The following is a 17,292-nucleotide window of genomic DNA, read 5'->3' as shown; positions in this document are numbered from 1 at the left end:
ATGGAAACAGTAATGAACTGGACCTGGTTTCATAAGCTCGGCTCACCCAAATGGTTTTACGGCATCAGTGGCAAATTGCTGCCGTGGCTGAGCGTCGCGGCGTTGCTGCTGATTGGCGTCGGCGTGGTGTGGGGCCTGGCCTTCGCGCCGCCCGACTACCAGCAAGGCAACAGCTTTCGCATCATCTATATCCACGTTCCGGCCGCCATGCTGGCGCAGTCCATCTACGTGATGCTGGCGGTGTGCGGCATCGTCGGGCTGGTCTGGAAGATGAAACTGGCCGACGTTGCCCTGCAATGCGCGGCCCCGATCGGTGCCTGGATGACCGCCGTGGCGCTGGTCACCGGAGCGATCTGGGGCAAACCGACCTGGGGCTCGTGGTGGGTCTGGGATGCGCGACTTACGTCCATGCTTATTCTGCTGTTCCTGTACTTCGGTCTCATTGCGCTGGGCAACGCCATCAGCAATCGTGACAGTGCCGCCAAGGCCTGCGCGGTGCTGGCGATTGTCGGCGTGATCAACATCCCGATCATCAAATACTCGGTGGAGTGGTGGAACACCCTGCACCAGGGTGCGACCTTCACCCTCACCGAAAAACCGGCGATGCCGGCCGAAATGTGGCTGCCACTGCTGCTGACGGCGCTGGGTTTTTACTGTTTCTTCGGCGCTGTACTACTTCTGCGCATGCGTCTGGAAGTGCTCAAGCGCGAGGCTCGCGCCAGTTGGGTCAAGGCCGAAGTACAGAACAGTCTGGAGGCCGTTCGATGAGTTTTGCTTCATTCGGCGACTTCCTCGCCATGGGCCATCATGCCCTGTATGTCTGGTCAGCCTATGGCATCTGCCTGGCGGTGCTGGCCCTTAACGTGGCGGCGCCAATCCTGGCCCGCAAGCGGTATCTGCAACAAGAGGCGCGTCGTCTGCGCCGGGAGAACGGCAAGTGAATCCGCTGCGCAAAAAGCGTCTTATCATCATTCTGGCGGTCCTCGCAGGCCTTGGCCTGGCCGTATGGGCTGCATTGGGTGCCCTGCAGCAGAACATCAATCTGTTTTACACCCCGACCCAGATCGCCAACGGCGAAGCCCCGCAAGACACACGGATCCGCGCGGGCGGCATGGTCGAGAAAGGTTCGCTGCAACGTTCCGGCGATTCGCTGGACGTGAAATTCATCGTCACCGACTTCAACAAATCCGTGACGATCAGCTACCGCGGCATCCTTCCGGACCTGTTCCGTGAAGGGCAGGGCATCGTTGCCCTGGGCAAAATCAACGCCGACGGCGTGGTGGTGGCTGACGAAGTACTGGCCAAGCACGATGAGAAGTACATGCCGCCGGAAGTGACCAAGGCCTTGAAAGACAGTGGTCAATCCGCCCCAACACCCGCGAAGGAGGGTTGATTCATGACTTCCGGCATCTTTATTCCCGAACTCGGCCACCTGGCCATGATTCTGGCGCTGTGCTTCGCACTGGTTCAAGCCGTGGTGCCGTTGCTCGGCGCCTGGCGCGGCGACCGCTTGTGGATGAGCCTGGCTCAACCCGCAGCCTGGGGCCAGTTCACCTTTCTGGTGTTCGCCTTCGGTTGCCTGACTTACGCGTTCATGACCGATGACTTCTCGGTGGACTACGTCGCCAGCAACTCCAACAGTGCGTTGCCGTGGTACTACAAGTTCAGCGCGGTATGGGGCGCTCATGAAGGTTCGTTGCTGCTGTGGGCGTTGATCCTCGGTGGCTGGACGTTCGCGGTGTCGGTGTTCTCCCGGCAGTTGCCGCAAGTCATGCTCGCGCGCGTATTGGCGGTGATGGGCATGATCAGCACCGGTTTCCTGTTGTTCCTGATCCTCACCTCGAACCCGTTCGCACGCATCCTGCCGCAGATCCCTGCGGACGGTCGTGACCTCAACCCGTTGCTGCAAGACATCGGCCTGATCGTTCATCCGCCGATGCTGTACATGGGTTATGTCGGTTTCTCCGTGGCCTTCGCCTTCGCCATCGCCGCGCTGCTCGGCGGGCGTCTTGATGCGGCGTGGGCACGCTGGTCGCGTCCGTGGACCATCGTCGCCTGGGCCTTCCTCGGTATCGGCATCACCCTCGGCTCGTGGTGGGCCTACTACGAACTCGGCTGGGGCGGCTGGTGGTTCTGGGACCCGGTGGAAAACGCCTCGTTCATGCCTTGGCTGGTAGGCACTGCGTTGATTCACTCGTTGGCAGTCACGGAAAAACGTGGCGTGTTCAAGAGCTGGACCGTGTTGCTGGCCATCGCTGCTTTCTCGTTGAGTTTGCTCGGGACGTTCCTGGTGCGTTCCGGCGTACTGACGTCGGTGCACGCCTTTGCCTCCGACCCGGAGCGCGGCGTGTTCATCCTGATTTTCCTGCTGTTTGTGGTTGGTGGTTCGCTGACGCTGTTCGCGTTGCGCGCGCCAGTAGTGAAGAGCCACGTCGGCTTCAACCTCTGGTCCCGGGAAACCCTGCTGCTGGGCAATAATCTGGTGCTGGTGGTGGCGGCGTCGATGATTCTGCTGGGCACCTTGTACCCGCTGATTCTCGATGCCATGACCGGCGCCAAGCTGTCGGTCGGCCCGCCGTACTTCAACGCGCTGTTCATTCCGTTGATGGGCTTGCTGATGGTGGTGATGGCGGTCGGCATGCTGGTGCGCTGGAAAGACACGCCGGTGAAATGGCTGATGAACATGCTCACGCCCGTATTGCTCGGCAGCGCCGCGTTGGCCGTGGTGGCGGGCGTCGCTTACGGCGATTTCAACTGGGCAGTGATTGCGACTTTCATGCTCGCCGCCTGGGTGTTGCTGGCCGGTGTGCGTGACATCGTCGACAAGACTCGCCACAAAGGCCTGATCAAAGGCTTGCCGACCCTGACCCGCAGCTACTGGGGCATGCAGATCGCCCACCTTGGTATTGCTGTGTGTGCGCTCGGTGTCGTGCTGTCGAGCCAGAACAGTGCCGAGCGCGATTTGCGCCTGGCGCCGGGCGAGTCCATGGACCTGGCCGGTTACCACTTCATCTTCGAAGGCGCCAAGCACTTCGAAGGCCCGAACTTCACCTCCGACAAGGGCACCGTGCGGGTTGTCCGCGACGGCAAGGAAGTCAGCGTGCTGCACCCGGAAAAACGTCTGTACACCGTGCAGAACTCGGTGATGACCGAAGCCGGGATCGACGCCGGTTTCACCCGTGATATCTACGTCGCCCTCGGCGAACCGCTGGGTGATGGCGCCTGGGCCGTGCGCGTGCACGTCAAACCATTCGTGCGCTGGATCTGGTTCGGTGGCCTGCTCACCGGGTTGGGTGGTGTGCTGGCGGCACTGGATCGGCGTTATCGGGTCAAGGTGAAAAGCCGTGTGCGTGAAGCACTGGGCATGACGGGAGCCACTGCATGAGACGTTGGTTGATGCTGTTGCCACTGGTGATTTTTCTGGTGGTGGCTGTTTTCCTTTATCGCGGGCTCTACCTGGACCCGGCCGAATTGCCCTCAGCGATGATCGGCAAGCCGTTCCCGGAGTTTTCCCTGCCGGCCGTGCAGGGCGACAAGACCCTGACCAAGGCTGACATTGTCGGTAAACCGGCGCTGGTCAACGTCTGGGGCACCTGGTGCATTTCCTGCCGGGTCGAGCACCCGGTGCTGAACAAGCTGGCCGAAAAGGGCGTGGTGATCTACGGCATCAACTACAAGGACGTCAACGCCGACGCCTTGAAGTGGCTGGTGGAATTCCACAACCCGTACCAGCTGGACATTCGCGACGATGCAGGCACCTTGGGTTTGAACCTGGGTGTGTACGGCGCTCCAGAAACCTTTTTCATCGACGCCAAAGGCATTATCCGCGACAAGTTCGTCGGGGTGATCGACGAGCAGGTCTGGCGTGAAAAACTAGCGGCCAAGTATCAGGCGCTGGTCGATGAGGCCAAGCCATGAAGCGTTGGATAGCGGCTGCGGTGTTGGGCTTGAGCATGGCCGGCGTGGCGCACGCTGCCATCGACACCTATGAGTTCGCCAAGGAAAGTGATCGCGAGCGTTTTCGCGAGCTGACCAAAGAACTGCGTTGCCCCAAGTGCCAGAACCAGGACATCGCCGATTCCAATGCACCGATCGCCGCAGACCTGCGCAAAGAGATTTTCCGCATGTTGGGTGAGGGCAAGGACAACCAGCAGATCATCGACTTCATGGTCGATCGCTATGGTGATTTCGTCCGCTATAAACCCGCTCTGACCACCAAGACTGCTGTGCTCTGGTTCGGCCCCGCCGGCCTGTTGCTGGGCGGTTTTGTGATTATCGCCGTGATCGTCCGCCGTCGTCGCGTGCAACGCGCTGACACCAAGGATGAGCTTTCTGCCGAGGAGCGCGAGCGCCTCGACCACCTGTTGGATAAAAACCAAGAATGATTGATTTCTGGCTCGCTGCAGGTCTGCTACTTCTGGTTGCCCTGAGTTTTCTCCTGATCCCCGTTCTGCGTGGCCGTCGCGCCCAGCTGGAAGAGGATCGTACTGCCCTGAACGTCGCGCTCTATCAGGAGCGCGTGGCTGAGTTGCAGACTCAGCAGGAAGAGGGTGTGCTCGACGCCGCGCAACTGGACACCGGTCGCGCCGAAGCGGCGCGTGAATTGCTGGCGGATACCGAGGGTGTCGAGGCGCCACGGGTGTCGCGCCTGGGCAAACCGTTGCCACTGCTGGCGGCGATTCTGGTGCCGGTGCTGGGGCTTGGGCTTTACCTGCATTTCGGTGCCAGCGACAAGGTCGAGCTGACCCGGGAATTTGCCCAGGCGCCGCAGTCGATGGAAGAGATGACCCGTCGTTTGGAACGTGCGGTCGAGGCTCAGCCGGATTCCGCTGAAGGCTTGTACTTCCTTGGGCGCACTTACATGGCTCAGGATCGTCCTGGCGACGCAGCGAAGCTCTTCGAGCGCACCGTGACCCTCGCCGGTCGCCAGCCGGAGCTGCTCGGCCAATGGGCTCAGGCGCAGTATTTCGCCGATGGCAAGAAATGGTCGGACAAGGTTCAGGCCCTGACCGATGAAGCACTCAAAGCCGATCCGAAAGAAGTCACTAGCCTTGGCCTGCTGGGTATCGCGGCGTTTGAAAGCCAGCGTTATCAGGACGCCATCGACTACTGGAATCGCCTGCTGGCGCAGCTGCCGCCGGAGGACAATTCCCGTGTCGCGCTGGAAGGCGGGATCAAGCGAGCCACCGAGAAACTGCTGGCCAGCGGCGGCAAGGTTACCCAGGCACCGGCGGCCAAGGCTGCTGCGCTGCTCAAGGTGCGTGTGGATCTGGCGCCTGAGCTCAAGGCCAAGGTCCAGCCGGGCGACAGCGTGTTCATCTTCGCCCGCGCCACTTCTGGCCCACCGGCACCGTTGGCCGCCAAACGCCTGACTGTGGCCGACTTGCCCGTCACCGTCGAACTGGGCGATGCCGACGCAATGATGCCGCAGTTGAAACTGTCGAACTTCCCTGAAGTCCAACTGGTTGCGCGCATCTCCCGCGCCGGCCAACCGACTGCCGGCGAGTGGGTCGGTCGCAGCCAGCCTCTGGCCAGCAGCACGACCGCGCAGCAACAACTGACCATCGACAGTCCGGATAAATAACAGGAAACGCCACCATGACCGCCATCGCTCGTATCACCCTGCTCAGTCTGGTTATGGGGCTGAGCGCTTGTGCGGTCCAACGGCCGCCCGAGCCGACATCGCTGCCGCCGATCCCACCGTCGCAGCCCCGGCCCACGCCCTCTACGTCACCGACGCCGAGCAAGCCGAGTGTGCCGGCCCAGCCCGCCAAACCGCTGCCGCGCCCCTCGGCCAGCTTCGCGCCGCCACCGGGTGGCGATAGTCACTGGGATCCGAAGCTCGGGGTGTATGTGCTGGATGATCAACCGAACACGTTCTACCGCCAGCGCACCTATTATCGCTGGGATAACGGCTGGAGCCGGTCGATCAGTCCTGACGGGCGATGGGAAGAGACGGATGTCCATGGAGTGCCGGGTGGGTTGGGACGGCAGTTCGGGCAGTGACGCAAAGGCGACCTTCGGGTCGCCTTTTTTGTGTGCGCCCCTAAACGACGGGAACGCATGAACCCCGTAGGAGCTGGCTTGCCAGCGAAGCACTCAAATGCGCTACGCTTACCCGGTTGAAACGCGTCATCGTTGACGACCTTCGCTGGCGAGCCAGCTCCTACAGGGGGCAAGCCAAGCGGGCCCTGGTGTGGCTTTGTCTTCGGATATCCAGCGACCGCGACATCTGAATCCACCCATCCCCCGTAGGAGCTGGCTTGCCAGCGAAGCACTCAAATGCGCTACGTTTACCCGGTTGAAACGCGTCATCGTTGGCGACCTTCGCTGGCGAGCCAGCTCCTACAGGGGGCAAGCCAAGCGGACCCTGGTGTGGCTTTGTCTTCGGATATCCAGCGACCGCGACATCTGAATCCACCCATTCCCTGTAGGAGCTGGCTTGCCAGCGAAGCACTCAAATGCGCCACGTTTATCCTGATGAAACGCGTCATCGTTAACGTCCTTCGCTGGCAAGCCAGCTCCTGCAGGGGGCACACAGGGAGCAAGCCACCTCAACCTTTCACAAAACCTTCATCAAATAGTTAATCCAGCGACATGTGCGAGTCATAGGGCTGACACAGCCCGTGCCTAAAGTCGGTTGAACTTCAAAACGGCCATGGACGGCTGTTCAACCAGACAGAGAAGCCCATGAACACAGCTATCCATGTCGATCATCTGAACAAGACCTTTGCGCGCAAAACTGCATTGGTCGACCTCGAACTCACCATCGCTACCGGTGAGATGGTCGCGCTGATTGGCGCTCCCGGCTCCGGCAAGTCCACGTTGTTGCGGCACCTCGCGGGCCTGGCCTGTTGCGATCGCAACAACGGCGGCAGCGTCAAGGTGCTGGGGCGTGAAGTGCAGGCTTCCGGCCGGCTGAATGGCAAAGTCCGCCGCTTGCGCGCCGACATCGGCTACATCTTCCAGCAGTTCAACCTGGTCAACCGCCTCAGCGTGCTCGACAACGTACTGCTCGGTTGCCTGGGGCGCATGCCGCGCTGGCGTGGCAATTTGAGCCTGTTCAATGCCGAGGAAAAACAGTTCGCCATGGAGTCGCTGGACCGCGTCGGCCTGGCCGATCTGGCGGCGCAGCGCGCTTCGACCTTGTCCGGCGGTCAGCAACAGCGAGTGGCGATTGCCCGGGCCCTGACCCAGCGCGCCGAAGTGATTCTGGCCGACGAACCCATCGCCTCGCTGGACCCGGAGTCCGCACGCAAGGTCATGGAAATCCTCGCCGACATCAACCGTCGCGACGGCAAGACCGTGGTAGTCACCCTGCATCAAGTCGATTACGCCACACGTTATTGCCCCCGCGCCGTGGCGCTCAAGGGCGGACGGATTCATTTCGACGGCCTCGCGGCTGACCTGAGCAGCCAGTTCCTCAACGATTTGTACGGTGCCGACATCGACACCAGCCTGATGTTTTCCGACCAGACCCGCCGCGCCGAACCCGCCCCCCGATTGGTGCTGGCTCGCGTGTGAACACCCACTTTTTCCTATAGCGCACCCCAAGGAATCCTTTCCATGTTGAACCGTATCGGTCGCGTTTTTGCTGGCGCCGCGTTGCTCGCCAGTTGTGTACTGGGCACCGCCCAGGCTGAAGAAAAAGCCATCAACTTCGGCATCATGTCCACCGAATCCTCGCAGAACCTGAAGAGCATCTGGCAGCCGTTTCTTGATGACATGCAGAAGAAAACCGGCCTGAAGATCAACGCCACCTTCGCCTCGGACTACGCCGGGCTGATCCAGGGCATGCGCTTCAACAAGGTCGATGTGGCCTGGCTGGGCAACAAGGCCGCCATGGAAGCAGTGGACCGTTCCAACGGCGAAATTTTCGCCCAGACCGCTGCCGCCAACGGCGCCGCCGGTTACTGGAGCGTGCTGATCGTGCGCAAGGACAGCCCGATCAACTCCGTGGAAGACATGCTCAAGAACGCCAAGTCCCTGACTTTCGGCAACGGTGATCCGAACTCGACATCCGGCTACCTGGTGCCGGGCTATTACGTGTTCGCCAAGAACGGCGTCGATGCGGCCACGGCGTTCAAGCGCACCCTCAACTCCAGCCATGAGGTCAACGCCTTGAGCGTGGCCAAAGGGCAACTGGATGTCGCGACCTTCAACACCGAAAGCTGGGACCGTCTGGAAGTCACCCAGCCGGACAAGGCTGCACTGCTCAAGGTGATCTGGAAGTCGCCGTTGATCCCCGCTGACCCGCTGGTGTGGAGCAAGGCCCTGAGCGATAGCGAGAAGACCAAGATCCGCGATTTCATCTTCAACTACGGCAACACCGACTCCGAGAAAGCCGTGCTCGCGGGCATGCAGCTGGGCAAGTTCCTCAAGTCCAGCGACGACCAGCTGCTGCCGATCCGTCAGCTTGAACTGTTCAAACAGCGCACCACGATCAATGCCGACACCAAGCTTGAAGCGGCCGACAAGGCCAAGCGCCTGGCCGATATCGATGCCGAGCTGGCCAAGCTGCAAGAGCGCCTGACTTCACTTGAGGCCAGTAAGAAGGCCACCGCCAACGCTGGCTGACCCACGACACAGAACCTGTAGGAGCGAGCTCGCTCGCGAAGAACTCAAGAGCGCCGCGCTTCTCCAGGTTCCCCGCGTCATCGTTAACGACCATCGCGAGCAAGCTCGCTCCTACCTCCGACCTCCCACGTTGAGGGAACTCATGACCACTCTGCACGCTGAAGCTGTCGGCAAGCGCACCTGGCCGCAGTACGCCGGTTGGGGCCTGTTCCTGGTCCTGCTGGCCTGGGCCTGGCACGGCGCCGAGATGAACCCGATGGCGCTGTACCGCGACTCCGGCAACATGGCGACCTTCGCCGCCGATTTCTTCCCGCCGGACTTCCACGAATGGCGCTCCTACCTTAAGGAAATGATCGTCACCGTACAAATCGCCCTGTGGGGCACGGTGTTGGCGATTGTCTGCTCGATCCCCCTGGGGATTCTCTGCTCGGAAAACATCACCCCGTGGTGGATCCACCAACCGCTGCGTCGGGTGATGGACGCCTTCCGTTCGATCAACGAAATGGTCTTCGCCATGTTGTTCGTCGTGGCCGTCGGCCTGGGACCCTTCGCCGGCGTACTGGCGCTGTGGATCAGCACCACCGGCGTGCTCGCCAAGCTGTTTGCCGAAGCGGTCGAAGCGATCGATCCGGGCCCGGTTGAAGGGGTTCGCGCCACCGGTGCCAGTGCCCTGCAAGAAGTGATCTACGGGGTGATTCCGCAAGTGATGCCGCTGTGGGTGTCCTACGCGCTGTACCGCTTCGAGGCCAACGTACGCTCGGCGACGGTGGTGGGAATGGTCGGTGCCGGCGGGATCGGGGTGATTCTCTGGGAGAACATCCGCGCCTTCCAGTTCGTTCAGACGTGTGCGGTCTTGCTGGTGATCATCGTGGTCGTGAGCCTGATCGACATCCTCTCGCAACGCCTGCGCAAGCAGTTCATCTGAATTTCGGAGGGGTGCCCCTGGGCGCTTTTTTTTAAGCATGCAGTTGTCTAGACAAGATGAGCCGGTGTACCGCGAATTGGCCGACATCCTGCGCCGTGAACTGGCCGATTATCAGGCTGGGGACTTCCTGCCGGCCGAGGTGCAGTTGGCCGAACGCTTCGGCGTCAACCGCCATACCTTGCGCCGCGCCATCGATGAGCTCGTGTTCGAAGGCAGTCTCTTGCGCCGGCAGGGCAAAGGCACGCAAGTGCTGGAGCGCCCGCTGATTTACCCCATGGCCGCCGACAGCGCCTACAGCCAGTCCTTGTCGGCTCAGGGGTTGGGCGTCGAAGCGGTCCTGCTGAAGCGCCGTTACTGCTTCGCCAGCCGCGAAGAAGCGGCGCACCTGGGGCTTGCCGAGATGGCGCCAATGATCGAATTGCAGACCCTGCGCAAGCTCGATCACCAACCGGTCAGCCTGATCCGCCATCGCTACTGCGCCAGCCACGCGCCGCTGCTGGCGGACTACACCGGCGGCTCATTGCGCCAGTACCTGAGCGAACGCGACATGCCACTGACTCGCACCCTGAGCCTGATCGGCGCCCGTTTGCCCAGCCGCGAAGAAGCCGCGTTGCTGATGATGCCCCGGCATTTGCCGGCGCTGAGTGTGTTCACCCTTTCCCGCGACCGCGACGGTCACCCGGTGGAGCTGGCGCAGTCCACCAGCCGTTCGGATCGCTTCCAGTATCAGGTCGTCACTTGATGGAGATCTTAATGAACAACCTTGCTCCTCACGCCCAGCGGCAACACTGGATCGGCGTGCTGGCCCGCGCCCGTCGCAGTGAATTGCAGCCCCACGAAGCCGCACTGCGCGACATCGAATACCAACTGATCCGCGCCCCGGAAATCGGCATGCCCCTGGTCCGTGGGCGCATGGGCGGCAACGGTGCGCCGTTCAACGTCGGCGAAATGAGCGTGACCCGTTGCGTGGTGCGCCTGGCCGATGGCCGTACCGGCTACAGCTATCTGGCGGGCCGCGACAAGGTCCACGCCGAACTGGCCGCCCTGGCCGACGCGCATTTGCAAGGCACGCAACAGCGCCATTGGCTCGATGAAGTGATCACGCCGCTGGCCAATGCCCAGGCCGAACGCCGGGCGCAAAAAGAGGCGGACACCGCCGCCACCAAAGTCGAATTCTTCACCCTCGTGCGAGGAGAAAACTGATGAGCGCACAGCTGTTGCAACCGGCGTTTCCCGACCCGGTACTGGATGCCCAACGGGGTTTTCGCGCGGCACTCAAGGCACTCGCCGGTCCCGGTTTGATCCAGACCTTGCACGCCACGCCGAGCCTTGAAGGGCTGGCGCCAGCGACCTATGCGTTGTGCCTGGCCTTGCTGGACGTCGACACGCCGCTGTGGCTGGCGCCGTCCTTCGACACGCCGCTGATTCGCGCCAACCTGGCGTTCCATTGTGGCTGCCCGCTGACCGTAAGCCGTGAAGACGCGCGGTTTGCCTTGCTCGCCGCCGAGGACCTGCTCGACCTCAGCGGCTTCGATCATGGCAACGACCGCTACCCCGATCAGTCCTGCACCTTGCTGGTTCAGCTGCCGAGCCTGGACGGCGGGGCAGGGCTGGCGTGGCGCGGTCCGGGCATCGAAACCGAGCACGGCGTCGCGCTGCCGGTGGCCGAAGGCTTCTGGTCCGAACGCGAACGACGCAACGAATTCCCTCGCGGACTGGACCTGTTATTCGCCGCCGGCCATGACCTGATCGGCCTGCCACGCAGCACCCGCATCGCACAGGAGCGTGTCTGATGTACGTAGCCGTCAAGGGTGGCGAACAGGCCATCGACAATGCCCACCGTCTGCTGGCGAAAAAGCGCCGGGGCGACCCCGCGATCACTGAACTGAGCGTCGAGCAGATCCGCCAGCAACTGCCGCGGGCTGTGGCGCGGGTGATGAGTGAAGGCTCGCTGTACGACGAAGAACTGGCCGCGCTGGCGATCAAGCAAGCGGCGGGGGATCTGGTCGAAGCGATCTTCCTGCTGCGCGCCTATCGCACCACGTTGCCGCGTTTCAGCCCGAGCCTGCCGATCGACACCTCAAACATGCAGCTCAGCCGGCGTCTGTCCGCCACGTTCAAAGACGTGCCGGGCGGCCAGTTGCTGGGACCGACCTTCGATTACACCCATCGCCTGCTGGACTTTGCGCTGCTCGCCGAAGGTGAATATCCGGGGCCGCAAACCACGCCGAACGCCAGCCTCGAACCGTGCCCTCGGGTCCTCGGTTTGCTGGCCAAGGAAGGCTTGATCAAGAACGAATCCGACAACAGCGACACAGTGGCGGACATCACTCGCGATCCGCTGGAACTGCCCGCCAGCCGCGCCCAGCGCTTGCAGGCACTGGCCCGTGGCGATGAAGGTTTTCTGCTGGCGCTGGGGTATTCGACCCAGCGCGGTTATGGCCGCAACCACCCGTTCGCCGGCGAGATTCGCATCGGTGAAGTTGAGGTGTGGATCGATCCTGAAGAGCTGGGCTTCCCGATCAACCTTGGCAGCATCGAAGTCACCGAGTGCGAGATGGTCAACCAGTTCGTCGGTTCGGCCACTGAGCTAGCGCAGTTCACGCGCGGCTACGGCCTGGCCTTCGGGCATGCCGAACGCAAGGCCATGGGCATGGCGCTGGTCGACCGCGCACTGCGCGCCAAGGAGTTCAACGAAGAGATCGAGTCCCCGGCGCAGCAGGAAGAATTCGTGCTGATGCATTGCGACAACGTCGAGGCCGCCGGGTTTGTCTCGCACCTCAAATTACCTCACTACGTGGACTTCCAGGCCGAACTGGAACTGATCCGCAAACTGCGCAAGCCTGCCGAGGCCAACAGCCATGAATGACCTGAGCAACTCCATGACGGGCGGGGCACCAGCGCGCGACGCCGCGTACAACTTCGCCTACCTCGACGAGCAGACCAAACGCATGATCCGCCGCGCCTTGCTCAAGGCCGTGGCGATCCCCGGTTATCAGGTGCCGTTTGGCGGCCGCGAGATGCCGTTACCTTACGGTTGGGGCACCGGCGGCATGCAATTGACCGCGGCGATTCTCGGTGCCGACGACGTGCTCAAAGTCATCGACCAGGGCGCCGACGACACCACCAACGCGGTGTCGATTCGCCGCTTCTTTGCACGCACTGCGGGCGTCGCGACCACCGAAAGTACCCCGGACGCCACGGTGATCCAGACCCGTCACCGCATCCCGGAAACGCCGCTGCACGCCGATCAGATCATGGTGTATCAGGTGCCGATCCCGGAACCGTTGCGCTTTATTGAGCCATCGGAAACCGAGACCCGGACCATGCACGCCCTCAATGATTACGGAGTCATGCACGTCAAACTCTACGAAGACATCGCGACCTTCGGCCACATCGCCACCGCGTACGCTTATCCGGTGATGGTCGACGAACGCTACGTGATGGACCCGTCGCCGATCCCCAAATTCGACAACCCGAAACTCGACATGAGCCCGGCGCTGATGCTGTTCGGTGCGGGGCGTGAAAAGCGTCTGTACGCGGTGCCGCCGTACACCAGAGTCACCAGCCTCGACTTTGAGGATCACCCCTTCGAAGCGCAGCAGTGGGACGAGTGCTGCGCCATGTGTGGCAGCCACGATTCGTTCCTCGACGAGCTGATCATCGACGACGCCGGGACCCAGAGTTTCGTCTGTTCCGACACCTATTACTGCGCCCAGCGCGTCAGCCAGCAGGAGCAGGGCCAATGAACCAGGCGCTGAAAAATGATCTGTCCACGGCCACTGCCGAGCCCATGCTGCGAGTGCGCGACCTGTCGCTGTTGTACGGCCCGGAGAAGGGTTGCCAAGGCGTCAGTTTCGACCTGTATCCCGGTGAAGTGTTAGGGATCGTCGGTGAGTCCGGTTCGGGCAAATCGACCTTGCTCTCGTTGCTCAGCGGACGCTTGCCGCCCCAGCGCGGCAGCATCGGCTATCGCGGCAAGGACGGCGCGTGGCTCGACCTCTACAGCGCCAGTGAAGCCGAACGCCGGACCTTGCTGCGCACCGAATGGGGCTTCGTCGAACAGAACCCTCGCGACGGTTTGCGCATGGGCGTTTCGGCCGGCGCCAACATTGGCGAACGCCTGATGGCCCAGGGCGTACGCAATTACCAGCAACTGCGCGGGGCGGGGATCGACTGGCTGAGCCAGGTGGAAATCGACCCGCTGCGTATCGACGACTTGCCCCGGACCTTCTCCGGCGGCATGCAACAGCGTCTGCAAATCGCCCGCAATCTGGTGTCGAGCCCGCGCCTGGTGTTCATGGACGAACCGACTGGCGGCCTCGACGTGTCGGTGCAGGCCCGTTTGCTCGACCTGCTGCGCGGGTTGGTGCGTGAGCTGGACCTGGCGGTGGTGATCGTCACCCACGACCTGGCCGTGGCCCGTCTGCTGGCGGATCGGTTGATGGTGATGCGGCGCTCGCGGGTGGTGGAAACCGGCCTGACCGACCAGATCCTCGACGATCCGCAACACCCTTACTCGCAACTGCTGGTGTCTTCGGTGTTGCAGCCGTGAAGTCCCGTCAATCTGTGGAATCCGAGCGATGAATACCTTGATCGAGGTCCGTGACCTCTCGAAAACCTTCACCCTGCATCAACAGAATGGCGTGGTCCTGAACGTGCTGCGCGGGGTGAATTTCAGTGTGCAGGCCGGTGAGTGCCTGGTGCTGCATGGTCAGTCCGGTGCCGGTAAAAGCACCTTGTTGCGCACCCTCTACGGTAACTATCTGCCGGCGGGCGGCAGCATCCGCGTGCAGGACCAAGGCCGTTGGCTGGAGCTGGTGGGCGCCGAGCCCCGGGAGATTCTTCAGGTGCGCAAGCAGACGCTGGGCTATGTCAGCCAGTTCCTGCGGGTGATCCCGCGCGTCGCTTGCCTGGACGTGGTGATGGAGCCGGCGCTGGCTCGCGGTTGGTCCAGATCGCTGGCGCAATCGCGTGCCGAGTTGTTGCTGAGCCGACTCAACATTCCGCAACGCCTTTGGCAATTGGCGTCCGGCACCTTCTCCGGTGGCGAGCAGCAGCGGGTCAACATCGCCCGTGGCTTCATGGTGGCCTGGCCGGTGATGCTGCTCGACGAACCCACCGCTTCCCTCGACGAGACCAATCGCCAAGTGGTGCTGGAACTGATGAATGAAGCGAAAGAGGCGGGTGCCGCGTTGATCGGTATTTTCCACGACCGCGCTGCCCGTGAGGCGGTTGCCGATCGCCATCTCGACATGACCCCTGCTGCCGTGAACCATGAGGAATACGCCGATGCCCGCTGAACAGATCCTCAGCAATGCCCGACTGGTCACCGCTGACCGTGTGTTCCTCGGTTCCGTGGTGCTGCGTGATGGCTTGATCGCCGACATCGCCGAAGGCCCGAGCCGACTACCTCAGGCACAGGACCTCAACGGTGATTTCCTGTTGCCGGGGTTGGTGGAGTTGCACACCGACAACCTGGAACGGCACATGACCCCGCGTCCCGGCGTGGACTGGCCGTCGACCTCGGCGGTGCTCAGCCATGATGCGCAAATCATCGCGGCCGGTATAACCACGGTGTTCGATGCAGTGTCCATCGGCGATGTGAATCCCAAGGGCAATCGCATGCAGAAATTGCCGGCCATGCTCGAGGCGATTTCCGGCGCATCCGATGTCGGGCTGACCCGCGCCGAGCACCGTCTGCATCTGCGTTGCGAACTCTGCCACCCCGATACCCTGAGCGTGTTCCGCGATCTGGTAGAGCATCCGCTGGTACAACTGGTGTCGGTGATGGACCACTCGCCGGGCCAGCGTCAATTCGTTTTGGAGTCCAAGTACCGTGAATACTACATGGGCAAGTACCACCTGAGCAAGGCGCTGATGGATGAGTTCATCGTCCTGCAAAAAGCCAACTCCCGTGAGTACAGCGATCGCTATCGGGCGGCGATTGTCGAGCATTGCCTGGCGCGTGGCCTGTCAGTCGCCAGCCATGACGATGCAACCCTGGAGCACGTCGAAGAGTCGGCGCGTTACGGCATGACCATCGCCGAATTCCCGACCACGGTGGAGGCTGCGCGGGGTTGCCAGCAGTTGGGCATGAGCGTGCTGATGGGCGCCCCGAACATCGTCCGCGGCGGCTCTCACTCGGGTAACGTCGCCGCCGCAGACTTGGCCGCTGAAGGGTTGCTGGATATTCTTTCCAGCGACTACTACCCGGCCAGTCTGATGCAAGCGGCGTTTGCTTTGGCGGCCCTGGATAATCAGTGCGACCTGGCCGAGGCGGTGCGCATGGTCTCGTTGGCACCGGCGCGTGCGGCGGGGCTGAGCGATCGCGGCGAGATTGCGCTCGGTTTGCGCGCGGATCTGCTGCAAGCGAAGACCCAGGACGGATTGCCGGTGGTGCAACAAGTCTGGCGCCAAGCGAAGAGGGTTTTTTGATGGCAGGCAGGTTGATCTATCTCATCGGCCCTTCGGGTTCGGGCAAGGACAGCCTGCTCGATGCCGCGCGAACGCGGCTGGACGAGCGCGGTTGCCGCATTGTGCGGCGGGTCATCACGCGTTCGGCGGAAGCCGTCGGGGAGGCGGCGCTGGGTGTCAGTGCGCAGCAGTTCGCCGAGATGGATGCCCGGGGCGCGTTTGCCCTGAGCTGGCACGCCAACGGTCTGGCCTATGGCATTCCTCGCGAAATCGACGATTGGCTGGCGGCAGGGCAGGACGTGCTGGTCAACGGCTCGCGCGGCCATCTGCCGGCCACTCGCCTGCGTTATCCAAACGTGCTGGTGTTGTTGCTGACTGTGGATCAAGCCGTGTTGCGTCAACGCTTGCTGGCGCGGGGGCGTGAATCCGTCGCGGAGATTGATGCGCGGCTGGCGCGCAATGTGCGGTTCAGCGAACGCCTGTTCGAAGACAACGATCCGGCGTTGTGCCTGATTGACAACTCCGGGCCACTGCAACACACAGTCGAACGCCTGCTGGCCTGCGTCGACGGGCAACCCGTATGCGCCTGACATTACTGGGCACCGGTGACGCCCGACAGGTCCCGGTCTACGGCTGCGAGTGCGCGGCCTGCCATCTGGCTCGCAACGATGAGCGCTTGCGTAGGCGCCCGTGCAGCGCGTTGATCGAATGTGGCGATCAACGCTGGCTGATCGACAGCGGCCTGCCCGACCTGACCGAACGCTTCCCGCCGCGCAGCTTCAACGGCATTTTCCAGACCCACTACCACGCCGATCATGCCCAGGGTTTGCTGCACCTGCGCTGGGGCCAGGGCCTGGTGATTCCGGTGCACGGTCCGGTGGACCCCGAAGGCCTGGCGGACCTCTATAAACATCCGGGAATTCTCGATTTCAGCCAACCGTTCAACGCCTTCGAAACCCGGCTGTTCGGCACGCTCAGCGTCACGGCATTACCGCTGCAGCACTCAAAACCGACCCTTGGTTATCTGCTGGAAGGCGAGGGGCGACGGATCGCGTACCTGACCGACACCGTTGGCCTGCCACCAGCGACTACAGCCCGGTTGCAACGCGAACCGCTGGATCTGCTGGTCCTCGACTGCTCAATGCCGCCGCAGCCCCAGACTCCGCGTAATCACAACGACCTGAACCTGGCGTTGCGCTGTATCGAGGAGTTGCAACCGGCGTTGGCGGTGTTGACGCATGTCGGGCATACGCTGGATGCGTGGTTGATGCAGCACCAGAGCGAGCTGCCGGGGAATGTCAGGGTTGGATTTGATGGGTGTGTGCTTTAGGCGCAGAAAAGATCGCATACGACGATGATTTACCGGTGTACGC

General features: G+C 62.3%; 21 protein-coding genes. All 21 read left to right on the top strand.

Annotated elements, in window-relative coordinates; genetic code table 11:
- The first annotated feature begins 12 nt into the window (after positions 1-12).
- The 21 genes from AEQ67_RS30890 (at position 13) to phnP (ending at position 17,249) form a co-directional block, all read left to right on the top strand.
- Positions 13-768: a heme ABC transporter permease gene (locus AEQ67_RS30890; protein ID WP_059407538.1), complete on the top strand. Its 756-nt coding sequence runs from the start codon at positions 13-15 to the stop codon at positions 766-768.
- Positions 765-941, top strand: a complete 177-nt coding sequence (gene ccmD, locus AEQ67_RS30885; RefSeq protein WP_008145547.1) for a heme exporter protein CcmD — start codon at positions 765-767, stop codon at positions 939-941. The genes AEQ67_RS30890 and ccmD overlap by 4 nt, the downstream gene beginning before the upstream one ends.
- Positions 938-1,393, top strand: coding sequence for a cytochrome c maturation protein CcmE (ccmE, locus tag AEQ67_RS30880; protein WP_059407537.1), 456 nt, complete (start codon positions 938-940; stop codon positions 1,391-1,393). Before ccmD ends, ccmE begins: the two co-directional genes overlap by 4 nt.
- A 3-nt stretch (positions 1,394-1,396) precedes the next feature.
- The gene (locus tag AEQ67_RS30875) at positions 1,397-3,385 is read left to right on the top strand and encodes a heme lyase CcmF/NrfE family subunit (RefSeq protein WP_059407536.1); all 1,989 of its coding nucleotides are present in this window, start codon (positions 1,397-1,399) and stop codon (positions 3,383-3,385) included.
- The gene (locus tag AEQ67_RS30870) at positions 3,382-3,918 is read left to right on the top strand and encodes a DsbE family thiol:disulfide interchange protein (RefSeq protein ID WP_059407535.1); all 537 of its coding nucleotides are present in this window, start codon (positions 3,382-3,384) and stop codon (positions 3,916-3,918) included. Before AEQ67_RS30875 ends, AEQ67_RS30870 begins: the two co-directional genes overlap by 4 nt.
- Positions 3,915-4,385 carry a cytochrome c-type biogenesis protein gene (locus AEQ67_RS30865; protein WP_059407534.1) on the top strand — a complete coding sequence of 157 codons (471 nt, stop codon included), beginning with the start codon at positions 3,915-3,917 and terminating at the stop codon, positions 4,383-4,385. The genes AEQ67_RS30870 and AEQ67_RS30865 overlap by 4 nt, the downstream gene beginning before the upstream one ends.
- Positions 4,382-5,584: a c-type cytochrome biogenesis protein CcmI gene (gene ccmI, locus AEQ67_RS30860; RefSeq protein ID WP_059407533.1), complete on the top strand. Its 1,203-nt coding sequence runs from the start codon at positions 4,382-4,384 to the stop codon at positions 5,582-5,584. The genes AEQ67_RS30865 and ccmI overlap by 4 nt, the downstream gene beginning before the upstream one ends.
- Before the next feature lie 14 nt (positions 5,585-5,598).
- On the top strand, positions 5,599-6,006 hold the full coding sequence (locus tag AEQ67_RS30855) for a hypothetical protein (RefSeq protein ID WP_059407532.1): 408 nt from the start codon (positions 5,599-5,601) through the stop codon (positions 6,004-6,006).
- Between the two features lie 684 nt (positions 6,007-6,690).
- Entirely contained in the window at positions 6,691-7,524 is an 834-nt protein-coding gene (gene phnC, locus AEQ67_RS30850) for a phosphonate ABC transporter ATP-binding protein (protein WP_059407531.1), read from the top strand.
- A 42-nt stretch (positions 7,525-7,566) separates the two neighbouring features.
- The gene (gene phnD, locus AEQ67_RS30845; RefSeq protein ID WP_059407530.1) at positions 7,567-8,577 is read left to right on the top strand and encodes a phosphonate ABC transporter substrate-binding protein; all 1,011 of its coding nucleotides are present in this window, start codon (positions 7,567-7,569) and stop codon (positions 8,575-8,577) included.
- A gap of 130 nt (positions 8,578-8,707) precedes the next feature.
- Positions 8,708-9,502, top strand: coding sequence for a phosphonate ABC transporter, permease protein PhnE (phnE, locus tag AEQ67_RS30840; protein WP_177333694.1), 795 nt, complete (start codon positions 8,708-8,710; stop codon positions 9,500-9,502).
- A 37-nt stretch (positions 9,503-9,539) separates the two neighbouring features.
- Positions 9,540-10,244 carry a phosphonate metabolism transcriptional regulator PhnF gene (gene phnF, locus AEQ67_RS30835; RefSeq protein ID WP_082378001.1) on the top strand — a complete coding sequence of 235 codons (705 nt, stop codon included), beginning with the start codon at positions 9,540-9,542 and terminating at the stop codon, positions 10,242-10,244.
- An 11-nt stretch (positions 10,245-10,255) separates the two neighbouring features.
- A complete protein-coding gene (gene phnG / locus AEQ67_RS30830; protein WP_059407527.1) occupies positions 10,256-10,705 on the top strand; it encodes a phosphonate C-P lyase system protein PhnG in 450 nt (149 codons plus the stop codon).
- The gene (gene phnH / locus AEQ67_RS30825) at positions 10,705-11,295 is read left to right on the top strand and encodes a phosphonate C-P lyase system protein PhnH (RefSeq protein WP_059407526.1); all 591 of its coding nucleotides are present in this window, start codon (positions 10,705-10,707) and stop codon (positions 11,293-11,295) included. Before phnG ends, phnH begins: the two co-directional genes overlap by 1 nt.
- Entirely contained in the window at positions 11,295-12,371 is a 1,077-nt protein-coding gene (locus AEQ67_RS30820) for a carbon-phosphorus lyase complex subunit PhnI (RefSeq protein WP_059407525.1), read from the top strand. Before phnH ends, AEQ67_RS30820 begins: the two co-directional genes overlap by 1 nt.
- Before the next feature lie 13 nt (positions 12,372-12,384).
- Positions 12,385-13,251 carry an alpha-D-ribose 1-methylphosphonate 5-phosphate C-P-lyase PhnJ gene (locus AEQ67_RS30815; protein ID WP_161807494.1) on the top strand — a complete coding sequence of 289 codons (867 nt, stop codon included), beginning with the start codon at positions 12,385-12,387 and terminating at the stop codon, positions 13,249-13,251.
- Entirely contained in the window at positions 13,248-14,057 is an 810-nt protein-coding gene (gene phnK, locus AEQ67_RS30810) for a phosphonate C-P lyase system protein PhnK (protein WP_059407523.1), read from the top strand. Before AEQ67_RS30815 ends, phnK begins: the two co-directional genes overlap by 4 nt.
- Positions 14,058-14,085: 28 nt before the next feature.
- Positions 14,086-14,805, top strand: a complete 720-nt coding sequence (gene phnL / locus AEQ67_RS30805; RefSeq protein WP_059407522.1) for a phosphonate C-P lyase system protein PhnL — start codon at positions 14,086-14,088, stop codon at positions 14,803-14,805.
- Entirely contained in the window at positions 14,795-15,940 is a 1,146-nt protein-coding gene (locus AEQ67_RS30800) for an alpha-D-ribose 1-methylphosphonate 5-triphosphate diphosphatase (RefSeq protein ID WP_059407521.1), read from the top strand. The genes phnL and AEQ67_RS30800 overlap by 11 nt, the downstream gene beginning before the upstream one ends.
- A complete protein-coding gene (gene phnN, locus AEQ67_RS30795) occupies positions 15,940-16,509 on the top strand; it encodes a phosphonate metabolism protein/1,5-bisphosphokinase (PRPP-forming) PhnN (RefSeq protein ID WP_059407520.1) in 570 nt (189 codons plus the stop codon). Before AEQ67_RS30800 ends, phnN begins: the two co-directional genes overlap by 1 nt.
- Entirely contained in the window at positions 16,500-17,249 is a 750-nt protein-coding gene (phnP, locus tag AEQ67_RS30790; protein WP_059407519.1) for a phosphonate metabolism protein PhnP, read from the top strand. The genes phnN and phnP overlap by 10 nt, the downstream gene beginning before the upstream one ends.
- Positions 17,250-17,292 lie beyond the last annotated feature (43 nt).

The organism is Pseudomonas sp. RIT-PI-q, assembly GCF_001297125.1.
Classification (GTDB): Bacteria; Pseudomonadota; Gammaproteobacteria; order Pseudomonadales; family Pseudomonadaceae; genus Aquipseudomonas.
Note: the sequence above shows the minus strand (reverse complement) of the source record. Positions and strands in the feature narration are given on the sequence as shown.